This window comes from Streptomyces abyssalis (assembly GCF_001751365.1).
In the GTDB taxonomy this organism is placed as follows: Bacteria; Actinomycetota; Actinomycetes; order Streptomycetales; family Streptomycetaceae; genus Streptomyces; species Streptomyces abyssalis.
In genome coordinates this window covers 187,467-210,932 of sequence record NZ_LJGT01000036.1, presented here as the reverse complement: position 1 = coordinate 210,932, position 23,466 = coordinate 187,467, and the positions used below count along the sequence as shown (strand labels likewise).

The 23,466-nt window shown below is 70.8% G+C and carries 20 protein-coding genes; 17 read left to right on the top strand and 3 right to left on the bottom strand.

What is annotated here, in order from left to right; translation table 11 throughout:
* The 3 genes from secF (at window position 1) to AN215_RS01665 (ending at window position 4,609) form a co-directional block, all read left to right on the top strand.
* Window positions 1-1,209, top strand: a complete 1,209-nt coding sequence (secF, locus tag AN215_RS01675) for a protein translocase subunit SecF (protein WP_070012615.1) — start codon at window positions 1-3, stop codon at window positions 1,207-1,209.
* A gap of 17 nt (window positions 1,210-1,226) precedes the next feature.
* Complete coding sequence (locus AN215_RS01670) at window positions 1,227-1,790, top strand: adenine phosphoribosyltransferase (RefSeq protein ID WP_070012758.1); 564 nt, start codon at window positions 1,227-1,229, stop codon at window positions 1,788-1,790.
* Between the two features lie 155 nt (window positions 1,791-1,945).
* Window positions 1,946-4,609, top strand: a complete 2,664-nt coding sequence (locus tag AN215_RS01665; protein ID WP_107374252.1) for a RelA/SpoT family protein — start codon at window positions 1,946-1,948, stop codon at window positions 4,607-4,609.
* A gap of 158 nt (window positions 4,610-4,767) precedes the next feature.
* Here the strand turns inward: AN215_RS01665 and AN215_RS01660 are convergent, their stop codons facing one another.
* Complete coding sequence (locus AN215_RS01660; protein ID WP_070012616.1) at window positions 4,768-6,000, bottom strand: DUF349 domain-containing protein; 1,233 nt, start codon at window positions 5,998-6,000, stop codon at window positions 4,768-4,770.
* A gap of 161 nt (window positions 6,001-6,161) precedes the next feature.
* Window positions 6,162-6,989, bottom strand: a complete 828-nt coding sequence (locus AN215_RS01655) for a peptidylprolyl isomerase (protein WP_070012617.1) — start codon at window positions 6,987-6,989, stop codon at window positions 6,162-6,164.
* 221 nt (window positions 6,990-7,210) lie between these two features.
* Between AN215_RS01655 and AN215_RS01650 the strand changes: the two genes are divergently transcribed.
* The 4 genes from AN215_RS01650 to AN215_RS01635 all read left to right on the top strand — a co-directional run bounded on the left by AN215_RS01650 (window position 7,211) and on the right by AN215_RS01635 (window position 11,364).
* Window positions 7,211-7,927, top strand: a complete 717-nt coding sequence (locus AN215_RS01650; RefSeq protein ID WP_070012618.1) for an MBL fold metallo-hydrolase — start codon at window positions 7,211-7,213, stop codon at window positions 7,925-7,927.
* Window positions 7,928-7,937: 10 nt separating this feature from the next.
* Window positions 7,938-9,200, top strand: coding sequence for a histidine--tRNA ligase (gene hisS / locus AN215_RS01645; RefSeq protein WP_070012619.1), 1,263 nt, complete (start codon window positions 7,938-7,940; stop codon window positions 9,198-9,200).
* A 74-nt stretch (window positions 9,201-9,274) separates the two neighbouring features.
* The gene (locus tag AN215_RS01640) at window positions 9,275-9,904 is read left to right on the top strand and encodes a vitamin K epoxide reductase family protein (protein ID WP_245694145.1); all 630 of its coding nucleotides are present in this window, start codon (window positions 9,275-9,277) and stop codon (window positions 9,902-9,904) included.
* 53 nt (window positions 9,905-9,957) lie between these two features.
* Window positions 9,958-11,364, top strand: coding sequence for a replication-associated recombination protein A (locus AN215_RS01635; protein WP_070012621.1), 1,407 nt, complete (start codon window positions 9,958-9,960; stop codon window positions 11,362-11,364).
* Between the two features lie 223 nt (window positions 11,365-11,587).
* Here the strand turns inward: AN215_RS01635 and AN215_RS01630 are convergent, their stop codons facing one another.
* Complete coding sequence (locus tag AN215_RS01630) at window positions 11,588-12,439, bottom strand: DUF2470 domain-containing protein (protein WP_079122596.1); 852 nt, start codon at window positions 12,437-12,439, stop codon at window positions 11,588-11,590.
* Window positions 12,440-12,492: 53 nt separating this feature from the next.
* Between AN215_RS01630 and rpsD the strand changes: the two genes are divergently transcribed.
* The 10 genes from rpsD to aroB all read left to right on the top strand — a co-directional run bounded on the left by rpsD (window position 12,493) and on the right by aroB (window position 23,192).
* Window positions 12,493-13,104: a 30S ribosomal protein S4 gene (gene rpsD / locus AN215_RS01625; protein WP_431306301.1), complete on the top strand. Its 612-nt coding sequence runs from the start codon at window positions 12,493-12,495 to the stop codon at window positions 13,102-13,104.
* Window positions 13,105-13,612: 508 nt separating this feature from the next.
* On the top strand, window positions 13,613-14,056 hold the full coding sequence (locus AN215_RS01620) for a DUF948 domain-containing protein (RefSeq protein WP_070012624.1): 444 nt from the start codon (window positions 13,613-13,615) through the stop codon (window positions 14,054-14,056).
* 7 nt (window positions 14,057-14,063) lie between these two features.
* Window positions 14,064-14,408 carry a DUF6167 family protein gene (locus AN215_RS01615; protein WP_070012625.1) on the top strand — a complete coding sequence of 115 codons (345 nt, stop codon included), beginning with the start codon at window positions 14,064-14,066 and terminating at the stop codon, window positions 14,406-14,408.
* A complete protein-coding gene (gene alaS, locus AN215_RS01610) occupies window positions 14,408-17,080 on the top strand; it encodes an alanine--tRNA ligase (RefSeq protein ID WP_070012626.1) in 2,673 nt (890 codons plus the stop codon). Before AN215_RS01615 ends, alaS begins: the two co-directional genes overlap by 1 nt.
* Window positions 17,080-17,544 (top strand): Holliday junction resolvase RuvX, encoded by a 465-nt coding sequence (ruvX, locus tag AN215_RS01605; protein WP_070012627.1) that lies wholly within the window; start codon window positions 17,080-17,082, stop codon window positions 17,542-17,544. The genes alaS and ruvX overlap by 1 nt, the downstream gene beginning before the upstream one ends.
* Before the next feature lie 126 nt (window positions 17,545-17,670).
* Window positions 17,671-19,356: an endolytic transglycosylase MltG gene (gene mltG, locus AN215_RS01600; RefSeq protein ID WP_070012628.1), complete on the top strand. Its 1,686-nt coding sequence runs from the start codon at window positions 17,671-17,673 to the stop codon at window positions 19,354-19,356.
* Entirely contained in the window at window positions 19,356-20,225 is an 870-nt protein-coding gene (locus AN215_RS01595; protein ID WP_070012629.1) for a shikimate dehydrogenase, read from the top strand. Before mltG ends, AN215_RS01595 begins: the two co-directional genes overlap by 1 nt.
* Before the next feature lie 179 nt (window positions 20,226-20,404).
* Window positions 20,405-21,589, top strand: a complete 1,185-nt coding sequence (gene aroC, locus AN215_RS01590) for a chorismate synthase (protein WP_070012630.1) — start codon at window positions 20,405-20,407, stop codon at window positions 21,587-21,589.
* The gene (locus AN215_RS01585; protein WP_070012631.1) at window positions 21,586-22,101 is read left to right on the top strand and encodes a shikimate kinase; all 516 of its coding nucleotides are present in this window, start codon (window positions 21,586-21,588) and stop codon (window positions 22,099-22,101) included. Before aroC ends, AN215_RS01585 begins: the two co-directional genes overlap by 4 nt.
* On the top strand, window positions 22,098-23,192 hold the full coding sequence (aroB, locus tag AN215_RS01580) for a 3-dehydroquinate synthase (RefSeq protein ID WP_070012632.1): 1,095 nt from the start codon (window positions 22,098-22,100) through the stop codon (window positions 23,190-23,192). Before AN215_RS01585 ends, aroB begins: the two co-directional genes overlap by 4 nt.
* Window positions 23,193-23,466: the final 274 nt, after the last annotated feature.

Sequence of the window (23,466 nt, the reverse complement as noted above, 5' to 3'; positions counted from 1 at the left end):
ATGTCGCGACTCGGCAACATCGGTGCCCGGCTCTACCGCGGTGACGTCGGCTACGACTTCATCGGCAAGCGCAAGCTCTGGTACGGCGTCTCCATCCTGATCACGATCACGGCGATCGTGGGCCTCGCGGTGCGCGGACTCAACATGGGCATCGAGTTCGAGGGCGGCGCGGTGCTCACCACGCCCAAGACCACCGCCTCCGTCCAGCAGACGAAGGAGACGGTGGAGGAGGAGTCCGGCCACCCGGCGATCGTCCAGCAGCTGGGCAACGGCGGCATGCGCATCCAGATCGCGGGTCTGGACACCGCCAAGTCGACGGAGGTCAAGGAGTCCCTGTCGCAGAATCTCAAGGTCGACCCCAACAAGATCGACACTCAGCTCGTCGGTCCCAGCTGGGGTGAGCAGATCGCCAACAAGGCATGGCTGGGGCTGGGGATCTTCATGATCCTCGTGGTGATCTATCTCGCCATCGCCTTCGAGTGGAGAATGGCGCTCGCTGCGCTCATCGCGCTGATCCACGACATCACGATCACCGTCGGCGTCTATTCGCTCGTCGGCTTCGAAGTCACGCCGGGCACCGTCATCGGTCTGCTGACGATTCTGGGTTATTCGCTCTACGACACCGTCGTCGTGTTCGACAGCCTGAGAGAGAGCAGCCGGAACGTCACCAAGCAGACGAAGTACACCTACAGCGAGATCGCCAACCGCAGCATCAACTCCACCCTGGTGCGGTCCATCAACACCACGGTCGTCGCGCTGCTCCCCGTGGCGGGACTGCTCTTCATCGGCGGCGGCCTGCTCGGCGGCGGCATGCTCAACGACATCGCCCTCTCCCTCTTCGTCGGCCTCGCAGCCGGTGCGTACTCCTCGATCTTCATCGCCACGCCGCTGGTGGCCGACTTCAAGGAGCGCGAGCCGCAGATCAAGGCGCTGGCCAAGCGCGTCAAGGCCAAGCGCCTCAAGAACGAGGACCGCGAGGCCCGGGGGGAGCACGGCGAGGACGGTCCGGGCGACGGGCCGGGCCCGCAGGACGGCTTCCCCGGCCCGGGCCACGGCAGTGTGCAGGCACCGGACGACGGCACCGCGCCCGCCGGCGCCGGAGTCGTCGGACCGCGCGGCCGGAACGAAGCCCCCGGTTCGCCCGCCCAGCGGCGTCAGCCGCCCTCGCGTAACCGCAACCGCAACCGTCCGTCCGGAAAGCGCAGGTGAACGAGGTGACAGGCATCATGAGCGAGCCCGAGCCGGCTGTCCCCGGTGCCGTGCGGGAGATGCTCCTCGGCCGTATCCGGGACGTGGCGGACTACCCGGTGCCGGGCGTGATGTTCAAGGACATCACGCCGCTGCTGGCCGACCCGGAGGCGTTCGCGGTGCTCACGGACACCCTCGCCGGTGTCTGCGCCCAGCGCGGCGCCACCAAGGTCGTCGGCCTGGAAGCGCGTGGCTTCATCCTCGCGGCACCGGTGGCCGTGCGGGCAGGTCTGGGCTTCATCCCCGTACGGAAGGCGGGCAAGCTCCCCGGAGCGACCCTGGCGCAGTCGTACGAGCTGGAGTACGGCACCGCCGAGATGGAGGTCCACGCCGAGGACCTCGCCCCCGAGGACAGAGTGATGATCATCGACGACGTGCTGGCCACCGGCGGCACCGCCGACGCGGCGCTTCAGCTGGTGCGGCGGGCGGGGGCACACGTCGCGGGTATAGCGGTCCTGATGGAGCTCGCCTTCCTGGGCGGCCGCGACCGGCTCAAGCCCGCGCTGCGCGACGCCCCCTTGGACGCATTGGTCACGGTCTGACCACGAGCGGACGCCACAAGGCGGTCACCCGGTACGTTCTCCCCACGAGACACGGGTGACCGCCTTCGCTGTGGCCGCACCACCGGCTGCGCGGCAGGGGTACCGCCGGGGTCGATACCATGGCAGTCCGACCTGGGGTCCAACGAGGAGTGCTCTTGCCAGACGAGGCCCAGCCGCACACCGCAGCACAGCGTCACGACGCCGAGCCCGGCGGGCCCGGCGCTCTCGCCGCGGCCGCGGACAGGCCCCCTCGGGAGAGTGCCGAGGGCACGGCGCCCCGTGAGCACCCCGGATCCGGTTCGACCGCATCCTCACAGCGCGGCGACCGCAGCAGAAGCGGCGACCCCGCCGGAGCGGGCAGGTCGGACAAGGCCGGGGGCCCGTCCGGCACCGGAGGGACAGCCGTCGACGACCGCGCCTACTCCGCCGCGGCGGCGGAGGCCGCCGACGGACAGGAACACAGCGAACGAGTGGCCCCGGCCCGAGCCGTCTCAGGCGTCTCGGGCCGCTCCGGTTCGTCCAACCGTGTACGGGCACGTCTGGCCCGCCTCGGCGTGCAGCGCTCCAGCCCCTTCAATCCCGTCCTGGAGCCTCTGCTGCGGATAGTGCGCGGCAACGACCCGAAGATCGAGTCCGCGACCCTCCGCCAGATCGAGCACGCCTACCAGGTCGCCGAGCGCTGGCACCGGGGCCAGAAGCGCAAGAGCGGCGACCCGTACATCACGCACCCGCTCGCGGTCACCACCATCCTCGCGGAGCTGGGCATGGACCCGGCGACGCTGATGGCGGGGCTGCTGCACGACACCGTCGAGGACACCGAGTACGGCCTGGACACCCTCCGCCGTGACTTCGGCGAGCAGGTCGCCCTCCTCGTCGACGGCGTCACCAAGCTGGACAAGGTCAAGTTCGGCGAGGCCGCGCAGGCCGAGACCGTACGCAAGATGGTCGTCGCCATGGCCAAGGACCCCCGGGTGCTGGTCATCAAGCTCGCCGACCGGCTGCACAACATGCGCACCATGCGCTATCTGAAGCGGGCGAAGCAGGAGCAGAAGGCCCGGGAGACCCTGGAGATCTTCGCCCCGCTCGCGCACCGGCTGGGCATGAACACCATCAAGTGGGAGCTGGAGGACCTCGCCTTCGCGATCCTCTACCCCAAGATGTACGACGAGATCGTGCGGCTGGTGGCCGAGCGGGCACCGAAGCGGGACGAGTATCTGGCCGTCGTCACCGACGAGGTACAGGCCGACCTGCGGGCCGCCCGCATCAAGGCCACCGTCACCGGCCGCCCCAAGCACTACTACAGCGTCTACCAGAAGATGATCGTCCGCGGCCGGGACTTCGCGGAGATCTACGATCTGGTCGGCATCCGCGTCCTGGTGGACACCGTCCGCGACTGCTACGCCGCTCTGGGCACCGTGCACGCCCGGTGGAATCCGGTCCCCGGCCGGTTCAAGGACTACATCGCGATGCCGAAGTTCAACATGTACCAGTCGCTGCACACGACGGTCATCGGGCCGGGCGGCAAGCCCGTCGAACTGCAGATCCGCACCTTCGACATGCACCGCCGCGCCGAGTACGGCATCGCCGCCCACTGGAAGTACAAGCAGCAGGCCGTCGCGGGCGCCTCCAAGGTGCGTACGGACATCCCGAAGGGCACGGGAAAGGGCGACGAGCACGTCAACGACATGTCGTGGCTGCGGCAGCTGCTCGACTGGCAGAAGGAGACGGAGGACCCGGGCGAGTTCCTGGAGTCGCTGCGCTTCGACCTCTCCCGCAACGAGGTCTTCGTCTTCACACCGAAGGGCGACGTCATCGCGCTGCCCGCGGAGGCCACCCCCGTCGACTTCGCCTACGCCGTACACACCGAGGTCGGGCACCGCACCATCGGCGCCCGCGTCAACGGCCGCCTGGTGCCGCTGGAGTCCACTCTGGACAACGGCGACACCGTCGAAGTCTTCACCTCCAAGTCCGCCGGCGCGGGGCCCTCCCGCGACTGGCTGGGCTTTGTGAAGTCACCCCGGGCCCGTAACAAGATCCGCGCCTGGTTCACCAAGGAACGCCGTGACGAGGCCATCGAGCAGGGCAAGGACGCCATCGTCCGCGCGATGCGAAAGCAGAACCTGCCGATCCAGCGCATCCTCACCGGCGACTCCCTCGTCACCCTGGCCCACGAGATGCGCTACGCGGACATCTCCGCCCTCTACGCCGCCATCGGCGAGGGCCATGTCTCGGCGCAGAGCGTCGTGCAGAAGCTCGTGCAGTCCCTCGGCGGTGAGGACGCCGCGAACGAGGACCTTGCCGAGACGGCACCGCCCATGCCGGCGGCCACGCGCCGCGCCAAGCGGAGGGCGAACTCCGACCCCGGAGTGGTCGTCAAGGGCGTGGACGACGTCTGGGTCAAGCTCGCCCGGTGCTGTACGCCCGTACCCGGCGACCCCGTCATCGGCTTCGTCACCCGCGGCAACGGCGTCTCGGTCCACCGCACCGACTGCGTCAACGTCGACTCCCTGACCAAGGAGCCCGAGCGGATCATCGACGTGGAGTGGGCGCCCAGCCAGTCCTCCGTCTTCCTCGTCGCCATCCAGGTCGAGGCGCTGGACCGCTCCCGGCTGCTCTCGGACGTCACGCGCATCCTCTCGGACCAGCACGTCAACATCCTCTCGGCAGCCGTGCAGACCTCGCGGGACCGTGTCGCGACCTCACGTTTCACCTTCGAGATGGGGGACCCCAAGCACCTGGGGCACGTACTGAAGGCGGTGCGCGGCGTGGAGGGCGTGTACGACGTCTACCGGGTGACCTCGGCACGCAGGCCGTCCTGAGGCAGACCGACCTGAGGCAGAAGGTCCAGCCGCCGCCGTTCTGAGACTGCCGGCCTGAGGCCGGCGTCCTGGGGTGCCGTCCTGAAACAGGCGTGGCGGCCGGCCGAACGGAGTCGCGGAACCTGTCCCGGCCCCCCTGCCCGCGGTCCCCGGTCCGCTCAGCCGCCGAACTCCTCCAGGCCCTTCATCGCCTGGTCCAGCAGCTCCTGGCGGCCGGCCAGCTCCTTCTCCAGCTTCTCCGCCTTGGCCGTGTTCCCCGACGCGCGGGCCTTCTCGGCCTGGCCACGCAGCTTGTCGACGGCGTCCTGCAGCTGGCCCGTCAGCCCCGCCGCCCGTGCCCGCGCTTCGGGGTTCGTACGACGCCACTCGGACTCCTCGGCCTCCTGGATCGCCCGCTCGACCGCGTGCATACGGCCCTCGATCCTGGCCCGGGCGTCACGCGGCACATGGCCCACGGCGTCCCAGCGCTCGTTGATGGCACGGAAGGCGCCACGGGCCGTCTTGAGGTCGCTGACCGGCAGCAGCTTCTCGGCCTCTTCGGCCAGCTCCTCCTTGCGGGCCAGGTTCTCCCGCTGCTCGACGTCGCGCTCGGCGAACACCTCGCTGCGGGCCTGGAAGAAGACGTCCTGGGCCCCGCGGAAGCGCTGCCACAGGTCCTCCTCGTGCTCCCGCTGGGCACGTCCCGCGGCTTTCCACTCCTGCATCAGGTCGCGGTACTTCGCGGCGGTGGAGCCCCATTCGCGCGAGTCGGAGAGAGCCTGGGCCTCGGCCACCAGCTTCTCCTTGCGCTGACGGGCCTCCTCACGCTGCGCGTCGAGCTGCGCGAAATGTGCCTTGCGCCGCTTGGAGAACGCGGAGCGCGCATGCGAGAAGCGGCGCCACAGCTCGTCGTCCGTCTTGCGGTCCAGCCGCGGCAGGCGCTTCCAGCTCTCGACCAGGGTGCGCAGCCGCTCCCCGGCGGACCGCCACTGCTCGCTCTGCGCGAGCTCCTCGGCCTCTGCGACCAGCTCCTCCTTGGACTGGCGTGCCCGCTCGTTCTGCTGTGCCTTCTCCGCCTTGCGCTCCTCGCGGCGCTTCTCCACCGCGAGGGTCAGGGCGTCGAGCCGCTTGCCGAGTGCGTCGAGATCGCCGACGGCGTGATGCGCGTCGACCTGCTCCCGCAGGTGCTCGATGGCGGTGCCGGCGTCCCTGGCGGACAGATCGGTGGTCTTCACGCGCTTCTCCAGAAGGCTGATCTCCACGACCAGGCCCTCGTACTTGCGCGTGAAGTAGGCGAGCGCTTCCTCCGGCGAGCCTGCCTGCCACGACCCGACGACCTTCTCGCCGTCGGCTGTACGCACGTAAACGGTCCCCGCCTCATCGACGCGGCCCCACGACGGGTCGCTGCTCACAGCGCCTCCTCCACATGATGCCCAGGCTGGGTGCGGGCCCCCCGGCATCGTCCACACATCTCGTCATTGCCAACATAGGCGAACGGCGCCCGCGCTGTCCGCATGCGGACGGAGCGAAATTGTGCACGCGAGGGGCACTGCCCGTATACGCCCGCGCCGGGTCAGGACTTGCGAACCGTGGCCTTGTCGATCACCACCGTCGCATTCGGCGGGGTGTTCCGGGTCTGCGGATCGGGCGTGGAACCGGCCTTGGCGATCTTCTTCAGCACGTCCATGCCCTTGGTGATCTTTCCGAACGGAGTGAAGTCGGGCGGGAGCTCGCTGTCCTCGAAGACGAGGAAGAACTGGCTGCCTCCCGTGTCCCGTCCCTCCTTGCTCCGTGCGTCGTACCTGTTCGCCATCGCGACCGTGCCCGCCGGGTACGTGCCGTCCTGCACCCGCGAGTCCTTCAGGTTCTCGTCCGGAAGCGTGTAGCCGGGGCCGCCCTTTCCGGTGGCCAGGGGGTCGCCGCACTGCAGGACGTGGATGCTCGCGTCGACCAGGCGGTGGCACTCGGTGTGATCGAAGAAGCTCTCACCGGCGAGGAACCGGAAGGAGTTGACCGTGCGCGGCGTCTTCGACGCGTCCATGCTGACGCCGATCTCGCCGCACGTCGTCTCCAGGGTCATCGCGTACTCCGCGGACTCGTCGATGTCGAGTGCTGGCTCCTTCTTCCACGTCTTGCCGTTCGGCTTGCCGCCCGCGGGCTTGTCACAGGGGTCGCCGGGCTTCTTCGTCGCGGAGCCCTTCGCGGAGTCCTTCTTCTTCCCGTCGTCGCCGAAACCGCCGAACGACAGGTAGGCGGCGCCCGCCCCGAGCACCAGCGCCGCGCCGAGGGCGATCGCGGTGTTCCGCAGGCGTGCCCGGCGCCGCCGTGCCGCGCGCCTCTCCTGCTGTCTCTGGTATTTCTCGCGTGCGAGCTGCTTTCTGCGCTGTTCGCTGCTGACCACCGGGGGCTTCTCCTTCGGGCCGTGCCTGCGTGGGGATGCGTGCGTGCGTACCAGAGTCCGCCCGTACCGTATACGGGTTCGCGGCGCCCGGCCCGCCGCCGGTAGGCTGTGACCAGCCTGATCGGCGGGGCGGGTTGCGTGGATCGCCGCAGGCATCCGGCGGTTCCCGGGCAGTACGTCCCGGCCGCCGTGCCCGATTTCCGGACGAATGAAGGACGATCGTGCTCGTTGCCGGGTTCCCCGCCGGGGCCTGGGGGACCAACTGCTATCTGGTCGCCCCCGCCGCCGGCGAGGAGTGCGTGATCATCGACCCTGGCCACCAGGCCACCGAAGGCGTCCAGGAGGCCGTCGCCAAGCACCGGCTGAAGCCGGTCGCCGTCGTGCTGACCCACGGACACATCGACCATGTCGCCTCGGTAGTGCCGGTGTGCGGCGCGCACGACGTGCCCGCCTGGATCCACCCCGAGGACCGCTACATGATGAGCGACCCGGAGAAGGCGCTGGGCCGCAGCATCGGCCAGCCCCTCATGGGCGAGCTGACCGTGGGGGAGCCGGACGACATCGAGGAGCTGACCGACGGCGCCACGCTGCGGCTGGCCGGGCTGGAGCTGACCGTCACACACGCGCCGGGCCATACGAAGGGGTCGGTGACCTTCCGGATGCCCGAACAGGCAGATGTGCCACCGGTGTTCTTCTCGGGCGACCTGCTCTTCGCCGGCTCCATCGGACGCACCGACCTCCCCGGGGGCGACCACCAGGAGATCCTGCAGTCGCTGGCACGAGTGTGCCTGCCGCTCCAGGACGAGACCGTGGTGCTCTCGGGCCACGGCCCCCAGACGACCATCGGCCAGGAGCGCGCCACCAACCCCTTCATGCGGCAGGTGGCGGCCGGGCCGGGCGGCGGCGGTACGAGCGCCGCACCGCGACGAGGAATGTGACCAGACTTCCGTGACCAGCTTCAAGGCCCCCAAGGGCACCTACGACCTGATTCCGCCCCGGTCCGCCGACTACCTCGCGGTGCGTGAGGCGCTCTCCGCGCCGTTGCGCCGCGCCGGCTACGGATACACCGAGACGCCCGGCTTCGAGCAAGTCGAGCTGTTCGCCCGCGGTGTCGGAGAGTCCACCGACATCGTCACCAAGGAGATGTACACCCTCACCACCAAGGGCGGCGACGAACTGGCCCTGCGCCCCGAAGGCACCGCCTCCGTGCTGCGCGCCGCCCTGGAGGCCAGCCTGCACAAGAGCGGCAACCTCCCGGTCAAGCTGTGGTATTCGGGCTCGTACTACCGCTACGAGCGGCCCCAGAAGGGCCGCTACCGGCACTTCTCCCAGGTCGGTGCCGAGGCGATCGGTGCCGAAGACCCTTCCCTGGACGCCGAGTTGGTGATCCTCGCGCACGATGCGTACCGCTCACTCGGGCTGCGCGACTTCCGCATCCTGCTCAACTCCCTCGGGGACAAGGAGTGCCGCCCCGTGTACCGCGCGGCGCTCCAGGAGTTCCTGCGCCGGCTCGACCTGGACGAGGACACTCGCCGCCGCGTCGAGATCAATCCGCTGCGGGTGCTGGACGACAAGAGGGAGAGCGTTCAGAGGCAGCTCACGGACGTGCCGATGATGCGCGACCACCTGTGCGAGGCCTGCAAGTCTTACCACGAGCAGGTGCGTGAGCTCCTGACATCGGCCGGCGTCTCCTACGAGGACGATCCGCGGCTGGTGCGCGGTCTCGACTACTACACGCGCACCACCTTCGAGTTCGTGCACGACGGGCTCGGCTCGCAGTCCGCGGTGGGCGGCGGCGGCCGGTACGACGGCCTGTCGGAGATGATCGGCGGCCCGGCCCTGCCGTCGGTGGGGTGGGCACTGGGCGTCGACCGTACGGTGCTGGCCCTGCGTGCGGAGGGGATCGAGCTCGAACTGCCCGCCGCCACAGATGTGTTCGCGGTCCCGATCGGCGACGAGGCGCGCCGTGCACTCTTCCGGGTGGTCACCGAGCTGCGCCGGGACGGTGTCGCCGCGGACTTCGCCTACGGCGGCAAGGGCATGAAGAACGCCATGAAGTCAGCCGACCGCTCCGGTGCGCGCTTCGCGCTGCTGGCCGGGGAGCGGGATCTGGCCCAGGGAGTCGCCCAGCTGAAGGATCTGCACAGCGGTGAGCAGACCGCCGTACCACTCGACCGTGTCGTGGCCGAGGTGGCCGGGAAACTCCGCTGAGAGTGCGTGCCTTGGTGCACAATTGAGCTGCACACGGGGCAGAGGACCGACGACGGGATCAAGGGCTTATGACCATGACGGCACCCCTGGACGACGCGCGCACGGGCACGGACGAGCCCTCCGGGAGCGTCGTCGGCACCGGACGTGCCTTCGCCTGGATGCTGCTGATCACGGCGGCCTCGGGTCTGCTGGCGTCCTGGGTGATCACCCTGGACAAGATCAAGCTTGCGGAGAACCCGGACTTCACGCCCGCGTGCAGCCTCAACCCGGTCATCTCCTGCGGCAACATCATGAAGAGCGAGCAGGCCGAGGCCTTCGGGGTGCCGAACCCGATGATCGGCATCGTGGCGTACGCGGTCGTCATCTGCGTGGGGATGAGCCTGCTCACGGGCGCGCGCTTCCCCCGCTGGTACTGGCTCACGTTCAACGCGGGCACGCTCTTCGGCGTCGGGTTCTGCACCTGGCTGATGTACCAGTCGCTGTACAACATCGGCGCCCTGTGCCTGTGGTGCTGCCTCGCGTGGGCGGCCACCATCGTCATGTTCTGGTATGTGACGGCGCACAACGTACGCCACGGCCATCTGCCCGCGCCCGCGCCGGTGCGGGGCTTCCTCGACGAGTTCCCGTGGGTGCTGCCGGTGCTGCACATCGGCGTCATCGGGCTGCTGATCCTCGTGCGCTGGTGGGAGTTCTGGACGGGCTGACGCCCGCAGGCTGCCCGCCGCCGTTGTCAGAGCGTTGATTTAGGGTTCCTGGCGTGGAACCCGACCTGTTCACCGCGGCCGCGGAGGAACGCCAGGCGCGTGATCCGTCCGCCAGCCCCCTGGCCGTACGGATGCGCCCGCGCACCCTGGACGACGTGGTGGGCCAGCAGCATCTGCTCCGCCCCGGCTCTCCGCTGCGGCGGCTCGTGGGGGAGGGCGGCGGCGGCCCCGCCGGGCCTTCCTCGGTGATGCTGTGGGGCCCGCCGGGCACCGGAAAGACGACGCTCGCGTATGTCGTCAGCCAGGCCACCGACAAGCGTTTCGTGGAGCTGTCGGCCATCACCGCGGGCGTGAAGGAGGTGCGCGCCGTCATCGAGAGCGCGCGCCGTTCCTCGGGTGCGTACAGCAAGGACACCGTCCTCTTCCTCGACGAGATCCACCGCTTCAGCAAGGCCCAGCAGGACTCCCTGCTGCCCGCCGTGGAGAACCGCTGGGTCACGCTGATCGCGGCGACGACCGAGAACCCGTACTTCTCGGTCATCTCGCCGCTGCTGTCGCGGTCCTTGCTGCTGACGCTGGAAGCGCTCACCGAGGACGACGTGCGCTCCCTGGTCCGCCGTGCCGTCGACGAGGACCGTGGCCTCGCCGGCTCGGTCACGCTTCCCCCGGAGGCCGAGGCCCATCTGCTGCGCATCGCGGGCGGCGACGCCCGGCGCGCGCTGACGGCGCTGGAGGCCGGTGCGGGCGCGGCGCTCGCCAAGGGCGAGTCCGAGGTCACCCTGGGGACCCTGGAGGAGGCGGTCGACCGGGCGGCTGTCAGCTACGACCGCGACGGCGACCAGCACTACGACGTCGCGAGTGCGCTGATCAAGTCCATCCGGGGTTCCGACGTGGACGCGGCGCTGCACTATCTGGCGCGCATGGTCGAGGCAGGGGAGGACCCCCGCTTCATCGCGCGCCGCCTGATGATCTCGGCCAGCGAGGACATCGGCCTCGCCGATCCGAGCGCCCTGCAGACGGCTGTGGCGGCGGCGCAGGCGGTCGCCATGATCGGCTTCCCGGAGGCCCGTATCACGCTCGGCCACGCGGTCGTCGCCCTCGCGCTGGCGCCCAAGTCGAACGCCGCCTACATGGCCGTCGACGCCGCCCTCGCCGACGTACGCGAGGGGCTCGCCGGCCCCGTACCGGCGCACCTGCGCGACAGTCATTACCAGGGCTCGGCGAAACTGGGGCACGGCAAGGGCTACCAGTATCCGCACGACCTCCCGGGCGCCATCGCCGCACAGCAGTACGCGCCGGACGCGATCCACGGCAAGCGCTACTACGAGCCGACCAGGTACGGAGCCGAGGCACGCTACGCCGAGGTGGCCGAACGCGTCCGCGAACGGCTGCGCGGCACGGGCCCGGCACCTCAGGAGTCACCGGAGCGCCCGGGATCGCCCCGGCCCGCGGCGGAATGACCACGAGCGGCGCCCAGCGTCCGTCCGGTGCCCCGGATACGTGCGGGACACCGGATACGTGCGGGGCCCCGGAAACGGGTCGGGCGCCGTTCCGGCACCGCCTACCGGGCCATGTGGCTGCCGCGGGCGGGCCGTGGCGGGCGTACCCGACCGGCCGGCCGCTCCCGCCCTGCCGGCGTGGCCTCCCCCGTCCCGTACCGCGGGGTTCCGCTTCCCGGTTCCGCTACCCCGCCGCGGCTTCGAAGAGCAGCCGCATGGCCTGCCGCAGCTGAGCCACGTCGTTCACCGGGTCCGGGAACTCGAACCGGGCGTCGAAGCACGCGCCGGGCTGATGCCCCTCAAGTCCGCAGAAGCGCACCCGCATTCCGTACCGGTCCACGGACAGGGGCACCGCCTGCGCACCCGCCGCGGCACACGCCGGTCCGGTCTCGCCGAGCAGCCCGCACAGGGTGCGCATCTGATCGTCGTGCGAGGCGGCCAGATGCTGCAGCAGGTCGGCCTCGTGTGGCGCCAGGGGATCGGGGGCCGCCGCCGCGAAGTCGTCGGGCTCGACGGCTTCCGCGCCCCACAGATCGTCCACGTACGCCTCGCCGACCTCCAGCCGCAGCAGCAGCCACGCCACATCGGCCGCCGGCGGACCGGCCGGGTGCCGTGCCGTGATCAGCCGCGCGAGGGCACCGCGTTCCCCGGGCGCGACGGGCGTGAGCCAGCCCGCGACCCATGCCCGGCCCCGTACCCGGTGCGGGACCGCAACCGGTGCCACATCGGTGATTTCCATCACCGCCGTGACCTCGTCCCCGCTTGCGCGCCCCGCCAGTTGTGCGGCAGGTGAGGAGGCGGGGACCAGGAGGACCACGTCACCGTCCTCCGTGACCGCGCGCGCCTCCGGGCTGCCGTGGCCGAGCGCCGCCGGCTCCGGCGGCCGGGCCGACGGAATGTCGAGCACGGCCGATACGCTGGATTCCACGAGGGTCCGTACGCGCTCCGCGGCAGTGGGTGCCCGGGCGTCGTCCACGGGACGCGGCTGTCCCCGGCCGGAATCGGTGCCGGTGCGGGGAATCCCAGGTCGAAACATACGTTCTCCTCCGCTAAGGTAAGCCTCACCTAACTTACATGGAGGTCCGTTCAGTGAACCAGTCGCGTCCCAAGGTCAAGAAGTCGCGTGCCCTCGGCATCGCGCTGACCCCGAAGGCCGTGAAGTACTTCGAGCACCGGCCGTACCCTCCGGGCGAGCACGGCCGGGGCCGCAAGCAGAACAGTGACTACAAGGTCCGGCTGCTGGAGAAGCAGCGGCTGCGTGCCCAGTACGACATCAGCGAGCGGCAGATGGTCCGTGCCTACGACCGCGCCCGCAAGACGGACGGCAAGACGAGCGACGCGCTCGTCATCGAGCTGGAGCGCCGACTCGACGCGCTCGTGCTCCGCTCGGGTCTGGCCCGCACCATCTACCAGGCCCGTCAGATGGTCGTGCACGGCCACATCGCGGTGAACGACCGGAAGGTCGACAAGCCGTCCTACAGGCTCAAGCCGGACGACGTCGTGCAGGTCCGCGAGCGCAGCCGCACCAAGCACCCCTTCCTGGTCGCCCGCGAGGGCGGGTACGCGCCCGACGGCGAGATCCCGCGCTACCTGGAGGTCAACCTGGAGGCGCTCGCCTTCCGTCTGGACCGCACGCCCAACCGCAAGGAGATTCCTGTGGTTTGCGACGAGCAGATGGTCATCGAGTACTACGCACGCTGAGTCCGCGGGCGCGAGAGAGGCCCTACGGCCCGGCGGCACACCCGCCCCGCGCGGCAGCCCGCCCTCGCGCCGCCTCCGGCGCGCCCGGTTCCAGCGCTCTCCGACCGCAACCCGACGGCACAGCCCGCCTGCCTCCGCGTGCGCCCGGCCCTCCCGCCGGGCGCCGGCACGGCGGGCTGCCGCGTGCCCGGGGTCTCAACCGGTCCCGGTCTGCGGTGCGTTCGCCGCGCGGCCTTGTCAACACGCCTGTCGCGCAGGTCTCTTCGGGACGCCGTCCGGCGCCGTCCTGTGCTCGCGGCGACCGCCGCCCGTGCGCTCAGCCGGCGGAGCGCACGCCCTCCCTCCTGCCCCGATGCCGTCGTTTATGCGGTACGAACCGGGCCGTGCGGCGCGATAGGCTCGGGGTACAGCCGCCGCTGCCCTCGACGGGTGCCGGATGCGGTCCGCGAGCGAGCGCAGCCAGGGAGCGGCGGCAGACCCCGTAGGACCCCGAGGGAAGCGGTGCAGCGTGTCCGGTGGAGAGGTGGCCGGTCTCCTCGTGGCCGTCTTCTGGGCGATTCTTGTCTCGTTCCTCGCCGTGGTGCTGGTGAGGCTCGCGCAGACGCTCAAAGCGGCCACCAAGCTGGTGACGGGCGTGACGGAACAGGCCGTGCCGCTCCTGGGAGAGGCGTCCGCGACCGTGCGCTCCGCACAGACGCAGCTGGACCGGGTGGACGCGATCGCCTCCGACGTGCAGGAGGTGACCTCCAACGCCTCCGCGCTCTCCTCCACCGTCTCCACCACATTCGGCGGGCCGCTGGTGAAGGTCGCGTCCTTCGGCTACGGCGTACGGCGCGCGCTGAGGCGCAAGCGGGACGTGCCGGCACAGCAGACGCCACCACCCGTCGTCGTGAGCCGCACGGTGCCCGGTGCCCGGCGCGGCGGGCGCGGGCGCATGCGAGGAAAGGGCTGATCCGCAGATGTTCCGCCGAGCCTTCTGGTTCACCACCGGCGCCGCAGCCGGCGTGTGGGCCACAGCCAAGGTGCAGCGCAAACTGCGCTCCCTCGCCCCCGACGCACTCGCCGTCCGCGCCGCCGGCAAGGCGGTCGACACGGGTCACCGCCTGAAGGACTTCGCCCTGGACGTGAAGGCCGGAATGGCCCAGCGGGAGGGCGAGTTGAACGACGCTCTGGGGCTCGACGCCCCGCCGCCCGGCAAGGCGGCAGGCCCGGGGCTCCCCGCCCAGGCCCGCAGACCCCAACTGGGCCCCGCACACCACCGGCAGGGCCCCGACCGACCGTACGACCGAAACGAGGACCACTGATGGAGTCGGCTGAAATCCGCCGCCGCTGGCTGCGCTTCTTCGAGGAGCGGGGGCACACCGTCGTGCCGTCGGCGTCGCTGATCGCGGACGACCCGACGCTGCTGCTCGTCCCGGCAGGGATGGTCCCCTTCAAGCCCTACTTCCTGGGCGAGGTCAAGGCGCCCTACGACCGCGCCACCAGCGTCCAGAAGTGCGTTCGTACACCGGACATCGAAGAGGTCGGCAAGACCACCCGGCACGGCACGTTCTTCCAGATGTGCGGCAACTTCTCCTTCGGCGACTACTTCAAGGAAGGCGCCGCGAAGCTCGCCTGGGAGCTGATGACCACACCGCAGGACAAGGGTGGTTACGGGCTCGACCCGGAGCGGCTGTGGATCACCGTCTACGAGGAGGACGACGAGGCGGAGCGCATCTGGCGTGACGTGGTCGGCGTCCCCGCCGGGCGCATCCAGCGCCTGGGCAAGGACGAGAACTACTGGGACATGGGAGTCCCCGGCCCCTGCGGTCCCTGCTCGGAGATCAGCTATGACCGCGGCCCGGAGTTCGGCCCCGAGGGCGGCCCCGCCGTCAACGACGAGCGCTACGTCGAGCTGTGGAACCTGGTGTTCATGCAGTACGAGCGCGGCCCGGGCGAGGGCAAGGACTACCCGATCATCGGTGACCTGCCCAGCCAGAACATCGACACGGGCCTCGGCTTCGAGCGTCTGGCGATGATCCTCCAGGGCGTGCACAACATGTACGAGATCGACACCTCGCGCATGGTCCTGGACAAGGCCACCGAACTGACCGGTGTGCGCTACGGCGATGCCGAGCACTCCGACGTCAGCCTGCGCGTGGTCGCCGACCACATGCGTACGGCCATCATGCTCATCGGCGACGGCGTCACGCCCGGCAACGAGGGCCGCGGCTACGTGCTGCGCCGCATCATGCGCCGCGCCATCCGCAACATGCGCATCCTCGGCGCGAGCGGCCCGACGGCCGCCGAGCTGACGGACACCGTCATCAAGGCCATGGCGCCGCAGTACCCGGAGCTGGAGACCGACCGCAAGCGCATCGAGACCGTCGCACTCGCCGAAGAGGCCGCCTTCCTCAAGACGCTGCGCTCGGGCACCAACATCCTGGACACTGCCGTCAGCGAGACCCAGGCCTCCGGCAGCACCGTCCTGGCCGGCGAGAAGGCCTTCCTGCTGCACGACACCTGGGGCTTCCCCATCGACCTCACGCTGGAGATGGCCGCCGAACAGGGCCTCTCCGTCGACGAGGCGGGCTTCCGGCGGCTGATGCAGGAGCAGCGCGACCGCGCCAAGGCCGACGCGAGGTCCAAGAAGCAGGGCCACGCCGACCTGTCCGCGTACCGCGAGATCGCGGACGGCAGCGGTGCCACCGACTTCACCGGCTACAAGCACACAGGTGACGAGGCCTCCGTCGTCGGCCTGCTCGTCGACGGCGTCTCCTCGCCCGCCGCCCACGAGGGCGACGAGGTCGAAGTCGTCCTCGACCGCACGCCCTTCTACGCCGAGGGCGGCGGCCAGCTCGCCGACACCGGACGCATCCGCATGGAGAACGGCGCCGTGGTCGAGGTCCGGGACGTGCAGCAGCCCGTCACGGGCGTCTCGGTGCACAAGGGCGTGGTCCAGGTCGGCGAGGTGACCGTCGGCGCCCCCGCGCACGCCCAGATCGACGTGGACCGCCGCCGCTCCATCGCCCGGGCCCACAGCGCAACGCACCTCACCCACCAGGCACTTCGGGACGCTCTGGGTCCGACCGCGGCCCAGGCCGGTTCGGAGAACTCGCCCGGCCGCTTCCGCTTCGACTTCGGCTCGCCGTCGGCCGTGCCGGGCACCGTCCTCACGGACGTCGAGCAGCGGATCAACGAGGTGTTGTCCCGCGAACTCGACGTGTCCGCCGAGTACATGGGCATCGACGACGCGAAGAAGCAGGGTGCGCTCGCCGAGTTCGGCGAGAAGTACGGCGAACGGGTCCGCGTGGTGACCATCGGCGACTTCTCCAAGGAGCTGTGCGGCGGCACCCACGTCCACAACACCGCCCAGCTCGGTCTCGTCAAGCTGCTCGGCGAGTCCTCGATCGGCTCCGGCGTGCGGCGCGTGGAGGCTCTCGTCGGAGTCGACGCGTACAAGTTCCTCGCCCGCGAGCACACCGTCGTCTCCCAGCTCACGGACCTTCTCAAGGGCCGTCCCGAGGAGCTGCCCGAGAGGATCTCCTCGATGGTGACCCGGCTGAAGGACGCCGAGAAGGAGATCGAGCGCTTCCGCGCCGAGAAGGTGCTGCAGGCCGCGGCCGGCATCGCCGAGGGCGCCACGGACGTACGTGGTGTCGCCGTCGCCGCCGCGCGAGTGCCGGACGGCACCGCGGCGGAGGACCTGCGCACCCTCGTGCTCGACGTGCGCCAGCGCATTCCGGGCTCCCGTCCAGCCGTCGTCGCTCTGTTCGCCGTCACCGGGGGCAGGCCGCTGACCGTCATCGCCACGAACGACGCCGCACGCGACCGTGGCCTCAAGGCCGGTGACCTGGTGCGAGGCGCCGCGAAGGCCCTCGGCGGCGGGGGCGGTGGCAAGCCCGACGTCGCCCAGGGCGGCGGCCAGAACCCGGACGCCGTGGACGAAGCCATCGCCACGGTCGAGCGGATGGTGACAGAGAGCGGCAGCGCCTGATGCGTCGTGGCCGCCGCCTCGCCATCGACGTCGGCGACGCCCGCATCGGCGTCGCGAGCAGCGACCCCGACGGCCTGCTGGCGACACCCGTCGAGACGGTGCCGGGGCGCGATCTGCCCGCGGCGCAGCGGCGGTTGGCGGCGCTCGTCACCGAGTACGAACCGATCGAAGTCGTGACCGGCCTGCCCCGCTCCCTCAAGGGCAGCGAGGGGCCGGCCGCGGCCAAGGTCCGTGCGTTCGCGGAGGAACTGGCGAGGAAGATCACACCGGTCCCGGTTCGGCTCGTGGACGAGCGTATGAGTACAGTCACGGCTGCACAGGACATGCGTGCGTCCGGCGTGAACTCGAAGAAGGGCCGCTCCCGCATCGATCAGGCTGCGGCGGTGGTGATTCTTCAGAACGCCCTGGAGACTGAACGGATGTCAGGCAGCCCACCCGGGGAATGCGTCGAAGTGGTTGTCTGATCGCGATACGGTAACGTTCCCGCGGCAAGCGCAACCGCTGGAGGGGGCCGGCAATCTCGCCGTGCCGCGGGTGTCCTGCCTATTGCGTTCGGCAGACGGCTGCCGTCCGGCGGATCTAGGGGACCGATGACTGAGTATGGCCGGGGGCAGAGCCTCCCACCTTGGCATCCCGACGACCCTCTCTTCGGGGACACGTGGGACGGTGGGAGAGACACCTCGTACCCGGGCGACGGCGATCCCCACGCCGGCCAGTACGCCGACCCGTACAGCACCGGTCAGCACCAGGTGCCGCACCAGCAGGGCTACTACGGACAGCAGCCACAGCAGCAGTACTACGGGCAGGGCGGCTACGACGGCGGCGGAGCAGGCAGCCCCTATGACGCCGGGCACGGCGCAGGTGCCACCAACCCGCACGGCATGCCCGTCGTCAACGATCCGTACGACACCGGCGCCCAGCCCGGCTACTACGCCGCACAGCAGGGCCATCCGCAGCAGCAGCCGCACGGCCAGGGCTATCCGGGGCCGTACGGGCAGCCGGGCGCGGACGGCTATCTCGCGCCGCACCCCGGCGGTCCGGGCGGGCCGGGCGGCCCCGGCGGAAGGCCCGACGCCGACCCCGAGACCGGCTGGGACCCCGGGCCCGACCAGGGCGAGCACGCCTTCTTCGCGGACCGCGACGACGGGGACGGCGACTTCGACCACGAGGACGGCGACGGGCGTTCGAAGCGGTCCGGCCGCCGCGGGGGCGAGCCCAAGAAGCGCCGTGGCGGCTGCGCCTGCCTCGCCGTCTCCCTGGTTCTCGCGGGAGGCCTCGGCACCGCGGGCTACTTCGGATACGACTTCTACAAGACGTACTTCGCGCCGGCCCCCGACTACTCGGGCAAGGGTTCGGGACAGGCCCAGGTGAAGATCCCCGACGGCGCCTCCATCGCGGACATGGGCAACGAGCTGCAGCAGGCCGGAGTGGTCAAGAGCGCAGGTGCGTTCGTCGAGGCGGCACAGGCGGAGAAGAAGTCGAGCGGCATCCAGCCCGGCACGTACAGCCTCCGCAAGCAGATGTCCGGTGCCGCGGCCGTGAAGCTGATGCTCGACCCGGCCAGCCAGAACGGGCTGATCATCTCGGAGGGGCGGCGGGCGAAGGCGGTCTACGAACTGGTCGACGACAAGCTCGGCAAACCGAAGGGCACCACGGAGAAGGCCGCCAAGAACGCCCGCGCCTCCGACCTGGGCCTGCCGCGCTTCGCCAAGGGCAATCCGGAGGGATTCCTCTTCCCCTCGCGCTACAGCGTCGGCGAGGAGAGCGACCCTCTGGACGTCCTCCGCGACATGATCGCGCGTGCCAAGGCCGAGCACACCAAGGTCGATCTGGCGGGCGAGGCGAAGAAGGTGGGCAAGTCGCCCGAGGAGATACTCACCATCGCCTCGCTCATCCAGGCGGAGGCCCAGCAGGACGAGGAGTTCGGCAGGGTCTCCCGGGTCATCTACAACCGGCTGGACAAGGACATACTGCTCCAGTTCGACTCGACCATCAATTACGCCAAGGGCCGCTCGTCGCTGGAGACTTCCGTCGAGGACACCAGGTTCAAGTCGCCCTACAACACCTATCTCAACCGTGGTCTGCCGCCGGGCCCCATCGACAACCCCGGGCACCAGGCGATCGAGGCGGCGCTGAACCCGACGAAGGGCAACTGGATCTACTTCGTCACCGTCAAGCCGGGTGACACGCGCTTCACCGCCAGCAAGGCCGAACACGACCGCAACGTCCAGGACTTCAACAAGGAACAGCGCAAGAAGAAGGGGAACGGCGGCTGATGCACCCGCACCACCCCGTACGGCCGGAACCAGCCGCGTCCCCGGCCGTACGGAGGGCCGCCGTTCTCGGCTCGCCCGTCGCCCACTCCCTCTCACCGGTGCTGCACCGCGCGGCGTACGGGCAACTGGGCCTGGAGGACTGGACGTACGAGCGGTACGAGGTGGACGAGGACGGCATCGGCCCGTTCCTCGACGGCACCGACGAGCAGTGGGCGGGCCTCTCCCTGACGATGCCGCTCAAGCGTGCGGTGATCCCGCTGCTGGACGAGGTCAGCGCCACCGCGCAGTCCGTCGAGGCGGTCAACACCGTTGTCCTCAAAGGCGGAAGGCGTCTCGGTCACAACACCGACATCCCCGGCATGGTGACGGCTCTGCGCGAGCGCGGGACCGTGCGAGCCGAGCACGCCGCCGTCCTCGGTGCCGGCGCCACGGCGTCCTCGGCGCTGGCCGCGCTCGCGCAGATCTGCGACGGGGACGTCACCGCGTACGTACGCAGTGAGGAACGGGCCGGCGAGATGCGCGGCTGGGGGGAGCGCCTCGGGGTCCGGGTCCGGACCGCCGCATGGGCGGACGCGGCGGACGCGCTCACCGCGCCGCTCGTGATCGCCACCACGCCGGCCGGTGCGGCGGACGCGCTCGCGGGCCACGTACCCGCCAGGCCCGGCACGCTCTTCGACGTCCTCTACGACCCCTGGCCCACCCGGCTCGCGGCGGCATGGGCGGAGCGGGGCGGCACCGTCATCTCGGGGCTGGACCTGCTCGTGCACCAGGCCGTGCCGCAGGTCGAGCTGATGACCGGGCGTGCGCCGGCCCCGCTCGCCGCGATGCGCGCCGCGGGCGAGGCGGCGCTGCACGCACGTACGGCCTGACCGGAGGCCTCCGGTCAGGCCCCCCGCACAGTCCCGCGGCTGCGGCCCGGGCGCCACATGGCGTCCGGCAACCGGACGGCGGCGGGCTCCGGCGCGGGCACGTGGGAAGATCGGGGCAGACCGGCAAGGACCGGAGCAAGGACCGCACTGGCGACCGGGTAAGAGATCGAGGAGCACCGTTGAGCAGGTTGCGCTGGCTGACCGCGGGGGAGTCGCACGGCCCCGCACTGGTGGCGACGCTGGAGGGGCTGCCTTCCGGTGTCCCGGTCACCACTGACATGGTGGCCGAGGCCCTGGCGCGGCGGCGGCTCGGTTACGGCCGCGGGGCCCGGATGAAGTTCGAGCGGGACGAGATCACCTTCATCGGCGGCGTGCGGCACGGGCTCACTCTCGGCTCGCCCGTCGCGATCATGGTGGGCAACACGGAGTGGCCCAAGTGGGAGCAGGTGATGGCCGCCGACCCGGTCGACCCGGAGGAGCTGGCCGGCCTCGCACGGAACGCGCCGCTGACGCGGCCGCGCCCCGGTCACGCCGACCTCGCCGGCATGCAGAAGTACGGCTTCGACGAGGCGCGTCCCGTTCTCGAGCGGGCCTCGGCGCGGGAGACGGCGGCGCGCGTGGCCCTCGGCACCGTCGCCGCCTCGTACCTGAAGGAGACGGCCGGGATCGAGATCGTCTCCCACGTCGTCGAACTCGGAGCCGCCAAGGCCCCCTACGGCCTGGTCCCGCAGCCCGCCGACGTGGAGCGGCTCGACGCCGACCCCGTGCGCTGCCTGGACGCCGACGCGAGCAAGGCGATGGTCGCGGAGATCGACCAGGCCCACCAGGACGGCGACACCCTCGGCGGTGTGGTCGAGGTGGCCGCGCACGGGGTGCCGGTCGGGCTGGGCTCGCACGTCCACTGGGACCGGCGGCTGGATTCCCGGCTCGCGGGGGCGCTCATGGGCATCCAGGCGATCAAGGGTGTCGAGCTGGGCGACGGCTTCGGGCTGGCGCGGGTGCCGGGCTCCCGCGCGCACGACGAGATCGTCCCGACGGACGAGGGGATCCGGCGCAGCTCCGGCCGCTCCGGCGGTACGGAGGGCGGTCTGTCCACCGGTGAACTCCTGCGCGTACGGGCAGCGATGAAGCCCATCGCGACGGTGCCGCGGGCGCTGGCGACCGTCGACGTGCAGACCGGCGAGGAGACCCGCGCGCACCACCAGCGCTCCGACGTGTGCGCCGTGCCGGCCGCCGGAATCGTGGCGGAGGCGATGGTCGCGCTGGTGCTGGCCGACGCGGTGGCGGAGAAGTTCGGCGGCGACAGCGTCGCCGAGACCCGCCGCAACGTGGCCGGCTTCCTCGGCAGCCTGGAGATCAAATGACCGGGCCCGCCGTCATCCTCGTCGGCCCGATGGGCGTCGGAAAGACGACCGTCGGCGAACTCCTGGCGCAGCGGCTCGGCACCGCCTGCCGCGACACCGACGAGGACATCGTCCAGGCCGCGGGCAGGCCGATCTCCGAGATCTTCCTCGACGAGGGCGAGCCGCACTTCCGTGCCCTGGAGCGCGAGGCCGTACGTACGGCGCTGGCGGAGCACACCGGGGTGCTGGCGCTGGGCGGCGGTGCCGTCCTCGCGCCGGAGACCAGGCAGCTGCTGGAGGGGGCGCCCGTCGTCTTCCTCGACATGGACGTCGCCGAGGCCGTCAAACGGGTCGGGCTCGACGCACCGCGGCCGCTGCTGATGATGAACCCGCGCAAGCAGTGGCGGGAGCTGATGGACGCACGCCGGCCTCTCTACACCGAGGTGGCCACGGCCGTCGTCAGCACCGAGAACCGCACGCCCGACGAGGTCGTCGGCGAGATCCTCGACGTCCTGGAGCTGAAGCAGCAATGACCAGCGAGTCCCCCCAGATCCGCGTCACCGTCGGCGGAGCGGGCAACCCGCCCTACGACGTGCTCATCGGGAGCCAACTCCTCGGCGAACTCCCGGACTTGATCGGCACCGCGGCCAAGCGCGTCGCGGTCCTGCATCCGGAGGCCCTCGCCGAGACCGGCGGGGTGCTCCGCGAGGACCTGGCCGCACAGGGCTACGAGGCCATCGCCGTGCAGCTGCCGAACGCCGAGGAGTCCAAGACCGCCGAGGTCGCCGCGTACTGCTGGAAGGCCCTGGGGCAGACCGGCTTCACACGCAGCGACGTCATCGTCGGCGTGGGCGGCGGAGCCACCACGGACGTCGCGGGCTTCGTGGCCGCGACCTGGCTGCGCGGAGTGCGCTGGATCGCGGTGCCGACCACCGTCCTGGGCATGGTGGACGCCGCGGTCGGCGGCAAGACCGGTATCAACACCGCCGAGGGCAAGAACCTCGTCGGTGCCTTCCACCCGCCGGCCGGCGTGCTGTGCGACCTCGCCGCGCTGGACTCTCTCGGCGTGCACGACTACGTCGGCGGGCTCGCCGAGATCATCAAGGCCGGCTTCATCGCGGACCCGGTCATCCTGGATCTGATCGAGGCCGACCCGGAGGCCGCGCGCCGCCCCGACGGCCCGCACACCGCCGAACTGATCGAACGCTCCATCAGGGTCAAGGCGGAGGTGGTCTCGGCCGACCTGAAGGAGTCCGGACTCCGCGAGATCCTCAACTACGGGCACACGCTGGCGCACGCCATCGAGAAGAACGAGCGCTACGAATGGCGGCACGGCGCCGCCGTCTCCGTCGGCATGGTCTTCGCGGCCGAACTGGGCCGCATCGCGGGGCGGCTGGACGAGGCCACCGCCGAACGGCACCGCGCCGTACTGGAGTCGGTGGGTCTGCCCGTCACCTACCGGGGCGACCAGTGGCCGAAGCTGCTGGAGACGATGCGCGTGGACAAGAAGTCCCGCGGGGACCTGCTGCGCTTCATCGTCCTGGACGGACTGGCCAAGCCGTCCGTACTGGAGGGGCCCGATCCCGCGATGCTGCTCGCGGCGCACGCGGAGATCGCCGCATAGGCGGAGCGGGGGACGAGAGCGGCGAACGTCCGCGGTGATTCCGGCCGCCGGGCACTCGCCGCTGCTCTCCGCCGTTCAACAGGAACAACCAGGGCAGCACCTTCCGGTACTGTCACACGAACGTGGCGCTGCGGCGGCAGCGTCGGCAGACGCGAGCGGAGTTGGGGAGCGGATGCAGCAGTACGGGGCGCAACAGCCCGTCCCTCCTCCGGAATCCGTACCGGGAAACCAGCAGGGCACGCACCCTCCGCACAACGGGCAGGCACCGCAGAAC

Bases quoted from the DNA above. Each gene is read 5' to 3' on its own strand.
- AN215_RS01615 (WP_070012625.1), top strand. From the start codon at position 14,064: ATGTTCCGCCGAGCCTTCTGGTTCACCACCGGCGCCGCAGCCGGCGTG.
- AN215_RS01585 (WP_070012631.1), top strand. From the start codon at position 21,586: ATGACCGGGCCCGCCGTCATCCTCGTCGGCCCGATGGGCGTCGGAAAG.
- AN215_RS01595 (WP_070012629.1), top strand. From the start codon at position 19,356: ATGCACCCGCACCACCCCGTACGGCCGGAACCAGCCGCGTCCCCGGCC.
- aroB (WP_070012632.1), top strand. From the start codon at position 22,098: ATGACCAGCGAGTCCCCCCAGATCCGCGTCACCGTCGGCGGAGCGGGC.
- secF (WP_070012615.1), top strand. From the start codon at position 1: ATGTCGCGACTCGGCAACATCGGTGCCCGGCTCTACCGCGGTGACGTC.
- AN215_RS01640 (WP_245694145.1), top strand. From the start codon at position 9,275: ATGACGGCACCCCTGGACGACGCGCGCACGGGCACGGACGAGCCCTCC.
- alaS (WP_070012626.1), top strand. From the start codon at position 14,408: ATGGAGTCGGCTGAAATCCGCCGCCGCTGGCTGCGCTTCTTCGAGGAG.
- AN215_RS01630 (WP_079122596.1), bottom strand. From the start codon at position 12,439: ATGTTTCGACCTGGGATTCCCCGCACCGGCACCGATTCCGGCCGGGGA.
- mltG (WP_070012628.1), top strand. From the start codon at position 17,671: ATGACTGAGTATGGCCGGGGGCAGAGCCTCCCACCTTGGCATCCCGAC.
- ruvX (WP_070012627.1), top strand. From the start codon at position 17,080: ATGCGTCGTGGCCGCCGCCTCGCCATCGACGTCGGCGACGCCCGCATC.
- AN215_RS01670 (WP_070012758.1), top strand. From the start codon at position 1,227: ATGAGCGAGCCCGAGCCGGCTGTCCCCGGTGCCGTGCGGGAGATGCTC.